This is a genomic window from Clostridium sp. (assembly GCF_040797585.1).
Taxonomy (GTDB): domain Bacteria; phylum Bacillota; class Clostridia; order Clostridiales; family Clostridiaceae; genus Clostridium_Z.
The window spans coordinates 1-4,098 of record NZ_JBFNEO010000239.1 but is presented as its reverse complement, the minus strand read 5'-3'; the positions used below and the strand labels follow the sequence as shown (position 1 = coordinate 4,098).

Below are 4,098 nucleotides of genomic sequence, written 5' to 3'. Positions count from 1 at the left end.
TACAACGGATATTGCGGAAAAGATAAATGTTATAAATAATAAAGATAAAGAGCTAAGTGATGTAGAGAAAAAGATAAATGATTTAGAAAGTAGTATTACAGATCTTCAAAATGAAACGAAAATTTTAGAAGAAGGTATAAAAGAAAAGGAAATAGAATTTAAAGAAAAAGAAGAGCTTCTTGATGAAAGATTAAGAGCTATATATAAAAATAATACATATAGTGAGTTGTTTTTTGTTATTTTTGAAAGCAATAGTTTTTCTGATTTTATAAGTAGACTTGAAAATATAAAAAGAATGGTAACTTATGATAAGGATCTTATTGAGGAAATAAAAGCTATACAGGATGAACTTAAAGAAAAAGAAGAAAAGCTTATGGATGATAGAAAGAACCTTGAAGATAAAAAAGGTCAATTAGATGGTGCTAAGAATAAATTAGCTGAGGAAAAGAAAGCATTAGAACAAAGTAAGAAAGAATTAGAAGCAATGGAGAATCAAAAACTAGCTAAAGCTTCTTCTTTAAGTGCGGAACAAAAGAAAGTTCAAAAAGAAACAGCTGATCTAGAGGATATAAATGAAGATATTCAAAGAGAGATAGATTCTATTATTTCTGCCAATGGGTCAAAGGGTAATGGAGATAATGGACAAACTACAAACCCAAGTTCAGGAGGATGGATTTATCCTGTAAGTGCACCTATTACTTCTCAGTTTGGATATAGAGTTCATCCTGTTACAGGAGAGAAAAAGCTTCATACTGGAACAGACTTTGGAGCGCCTATGGGGGCACCTATAAAAGCAGTGAAAGATGGACAAGTTATCTTTGCAGGTCTTAATTCAGGCTATGGAAAAATGGTTATAGTTGATCATGGTAATGGAATACAAACTTTATACGCTCATTCAAGTTCATTAAATGTCTCTACAGGAGATAAGGTTAAACAAGGACAAGTTATAGCTAAGGTAGGATCTACAGGAATGAGTACAGGACCGCATTTACATTTAGAGTTTTTAGTAAATGGATCAAGAGTAAATCCAATGAGTTATTTAGGATAAGAAGTATAATAATTATAGAATTTTAGTATTAATGTGAAAAAGACTTTATTAAAACCTTAGTTAAAGGTAGTAATAAAGTCTTTTGTTTATTATAATCAATTACTTTATACTTTAAAATTGAATTTAATCTAAGATATTATCTTCACTAATAAAAAGTAGTTAAATATATGATTATTCTATTAAGGTTATATATTTTAAATAACTAAACAAGGTTTAATGCTATATTCATCATATCTGTAAAGGTATTTTGTCTTTCAAGAGCTGTAGTTTCTTCAGAAGTTATAAGGCTATCACTGATAGTTAAAAGGGTTAAAGCGCGTCTCTTATATTTAGCTGCTAAGGTATAAAGGGCAGCAGTCTCCATTTCTATAGCTAAGCATCCATAATTGGCCCATTTTTTCCAATGGGTTATATCATTATTATAAAAGGTATCTGTGGTTAATACAGTACCAACCTTTGGATTTAATCCATTTTTAATAGATAAGTTGTAAGCTTTATTTAATAAGGAGAAATCAGCGGTAGGTGCATAAGTCATGTTAGGAAATACATTAGAATTAATATTAGAATCATGACAAGCACTCATGGCTATAACTAGATCACGAACTTTTATTTCACTGTTTAGAGATCCCGCTGTACCTATTCTTATAAGATTTTTAACTTCATAGGAGTTTATAAGTTCATTTACATATATACTAATTGAGGGAATTCCCATTCCAGTTCCTTGAACAGATACCTTTTTTCCTTTATAGAAACCAGTAAATCCATACATACCTCTTATTTCATTGTAGCATATAGGATTTTCTAGAAAGTTATCTGCTATGTATTTCGCTCTTAAAGGATCTCCAGGTAATAATATAGTTTCTGCAATAGATCCTTCCTTTGCATTAATGTGAATACTCATATAACATCATCCTTTCATTTGTAGTATGATAAAAAAGATAGAATTTTAAGAATATAATATAATTTTACCATATTAGGGTTTTTTAGAAAATTATATTGTGGTAAAATTACTTTAGTTATATAGATAGTTTATATATGTTTTAATAGAACTTATTCATGAAAAATAGTATGCAAATTACTTTTACAGAAAGCTTGAATATAAATAAACTACCGAAAATATATATGACATGGGATAATATGTATATTATAGAAATCATATAGATAAAATTTTCATATAAAAATCATGGGGGTATAAATAAGTTTAATAGAAAAGAGGTAGCTAGTAAAGAAATAGATAGAATAAATAAATCTATAGAAAGTCTTGAAGAAGAGAAGGTTAATATTTTAAGAAAGATTCCTTTTTCAAAGTGGAATAGATTAAGTAAGGTTCTTAATGATATAAGTGAATATTATACTATACTTATGAAGTTACAAGAAGAGCTTTCCCATAGCTCAATAATTTACGAAGATAAATCTCTAAGAGTAGAAAAAGAAAAGGAGATAAGGGGAGACATAGAGGAAGTAAAGAGAAATATGTCTACATATATATTAGAAAGAGATTCATTACTTGAAGAGAGCATAACAAAGGAAGAAGGAAAAAAGCTTCAAGAAATATATGTAAAGATTTCTTACTTAGAAAGTCAAATAAATATAATTAAGCAACCTACCATAGAGTATATAAATAAAATGAATAATTGGGATTAAAGGAATTAAGACTCAGAGTAAATATTTAATCTATTCTGAGTCTATTTAATTAAAAGATAACTATTATGTGTAAGTGAAAATATTAGTTTATATAAAGATTTTATAAGTATATAATATATATTTATGATAAAGATATTATTTCAACGAAGAATCCTCACTACTAGAAGCATCATCCTTCTCTTCTTCTTCATTACTATCATATTTATAGGATAAATAAAGATTTATGGATAACATAATAATATTTAATACATATATAAAAGTAAAAAGTCTTTCATGGTTCATATAATATCCCTCCTAAACAAGTATTAATATTAAACAAAGTAGAGGGTTATCCTTTTAATAAAAATAAGATTGTAATAAAATAAAAAAATATGAGGAAAATTAAGGGGAAATACCTAGATTTATTGGAGAATATATAAAAATTACATTTCTTTTATAACACATTAGAATCAATATATTTCATACTGTAAATATAGATTTAAGAAAAAATAATAAAACTATAGGTGACAAAAGTGAAATAAAATGATAATATTTATTATATGAAAATGAATATCAATATGGAGGTAATTATGGATAAAGAATCTTTACTAAAAGAATCTCAAGAACACGGTGGAGAAGAGTATACAGATAATGTTCTTATGGATTTTAAAAAGAAATCTTCCTGTGCATGCAAAAGAGGTAAAAGCGATAAAAGTGCTAAGAGTGGCTGCTGCGGTGGATCTTGTGGTTGTGGAAAAAAGAGATAATTATATATAAAAAATAAGGGATATCTATTTTAAGATATCCCTTATTTTTTGAAATAGACTTGTATTTTTATAAAGCCTTAAGTTTTTAGACAAATTTAATTTATTATTTTATTTAAGAAGAGCTCTTTATATTTCATATCTTCCTTTAATATATGTTTAGTTATCCATTCTAATATAAAGTTTAACATATCTACTAGAGCTTTATCTTGATGAATAAGCATCTCCAGCTCTTCCATATTATATAAACTCTCTATGAAATCTTTATGATTGTTTTGATGATTAAAATAATCATAATAATTATATTTTTCCATGAGGCTTTCTTCATATTCAAAATGATATATGGTATATTCATGGAGTTTTTTTATTATTAATTTAATATTATCCATTTTATATTTATTATTAGATTTAATTTCAGTATAAATCATATTCCCAAGATTAAATAATTCCTTATGCTGTTCATCTATAGACTTAACCCCTACACTATATTCTTCTTTCCAATTAAACATAGTATCCTCCTCAATAAGTGTTTTAAAAGAATTATGTTAATAAGTTATCAACTATAAATATAAAGTATAAACTTTTTTTTGTCAAAATATATAATTTTTATTAAAACCATTACTAAATATATTTTTATGAGTTATAATATGTATTGATTAATTG

Annotated in this window: 6 protein-coding genes; 3 read left to right on the top strand and 3 right to left on the bottom strand. The window is 26.1% G+C overall.

All coding sequences use genetic code 11. The features are described from left to right. On the top strand, positions 1 to 1,048 hold a 1,048-nt coding region (locus tag AB2369_RS12090), incomplete at its 5' end, for a murein hydrolase activator EnvC (protein WP_367666730.1). A gap of 202 nt (positions 1,049 to 1,250) precedes the next feature. Here the strand turns inward: AB2369_RS12090 and deoD are convergent. Further along, the gene (gene deoD / locus AB2369_RS12085; protein WP_367666729.1) at positions 1,251 to 1,949 is read right to left on the bottom strand and encodes a purine-nucleoside phosphorylase; all 699 of its coding nucleotides are present in this window, start codon (positions 1,947 to 1,949) and stop codon (positions 1,251 to 1,253) included. 461 nt (positions 1,950 to 2,410) lie between these two features. On the opposite strand from deoD, the gene AB2369_RS12080 reads away from it, so the two are divergent. Then, a complete protein-coding gene (locus AB2369_RS12080; RefSeq protein WP_367666728.1) occupies positions 2,411 to 2,692 on the top strand; it encodes a hypothetical protein in 282 nt (93 codons plus the stop codon). A 135-nt stretch (positions 2,693 to 2,827) separates the two neighbouring features. Here the strand turns inward: AB2369_RS12080 and AB2369_RS12075 are convergent, their stop codons facing one another. Next, complete coding sequence (locus tag AB2369_RS12075) at positions 2,828 to 2,974, bottom strand: hypothetical protein (RefSeq protein WP_367666727.1); 147 nt, start codon at positions 2,972 to 2,974, stop codon at positions 2,828 to 2,830. A gap of 287 nt (positions 2,975 to 3,261) precedes the next feature. Here AB2369_RS12075 and AB2369_RS12070 point away from each other — a divergent pair, with 287 nt between their 5' ends. After that, entirely contained in the window at positions 3,262 to 3,438 is a 177-nt protein-coding gene (locus AB2369_RS12070) for a hypothetical protein (protein WP_367666726.1), read from the top strand. Between the two features lie 95 nt (positions 3,439 to 3,533). Here the strand turns inward: AB2369_RS12070 and AB2369_RS12065 are convergent, their stop codons facing one another. Continuing rightward, the gene (locus tag AB2369_RS12065) at positions 3,534 to 3,944 is read right to left on the bottom strand and encodes a bacteriohemerythrin (RefSeq protein WP_367666725.1); all 411 of its coding nucleotides are present in this window, start codon (positions 3,942 to 3,944) and stop codon (positions 3,534 to 3,536) included. Positions 3,945 to 4,098 lie beyond the last annotated feature (154 nt).

Excerpts from the sequence above, each read along its gene's own strand:
- deoD (WP_367666729.1), bottom strand. The coding sequence starts at position 1,949 with ATGAGTATTCACATTAATGCAAAGGAAGGATCTATTGCAGAAACTATA.
- AB2369_RS12065 (WP_367666725.1), bottom strand. The coding sequence starts at position 3,944 with ATGTTTAATTGGAAAGAAGAATATAGTGTAGGGGTTAAGTCTATAGAT.
- AB2369_RS12080 (WP_367666728.1), top strand. The coding sequence starts at position 2,411 with ATGAAGTTACAAGAAGAGCTTTCCCATAGCTCAATAATTTACGAAGAT.
- AB2369_RS12070 (WP_367666726.1), top strand. The coding sequence starts at position 3,262 with ATGGATAAAGAATCTTTACTAAAAGAATCTCAAGAACACGGTGGAGAA.
- AB2369_RS12075 (WP_367666727.1), bottom strand. The coding sequence starts at position 2,974 with ATGAACCATGAAAGACTTTTTACTTTTATATATGTATTAAATATTATT.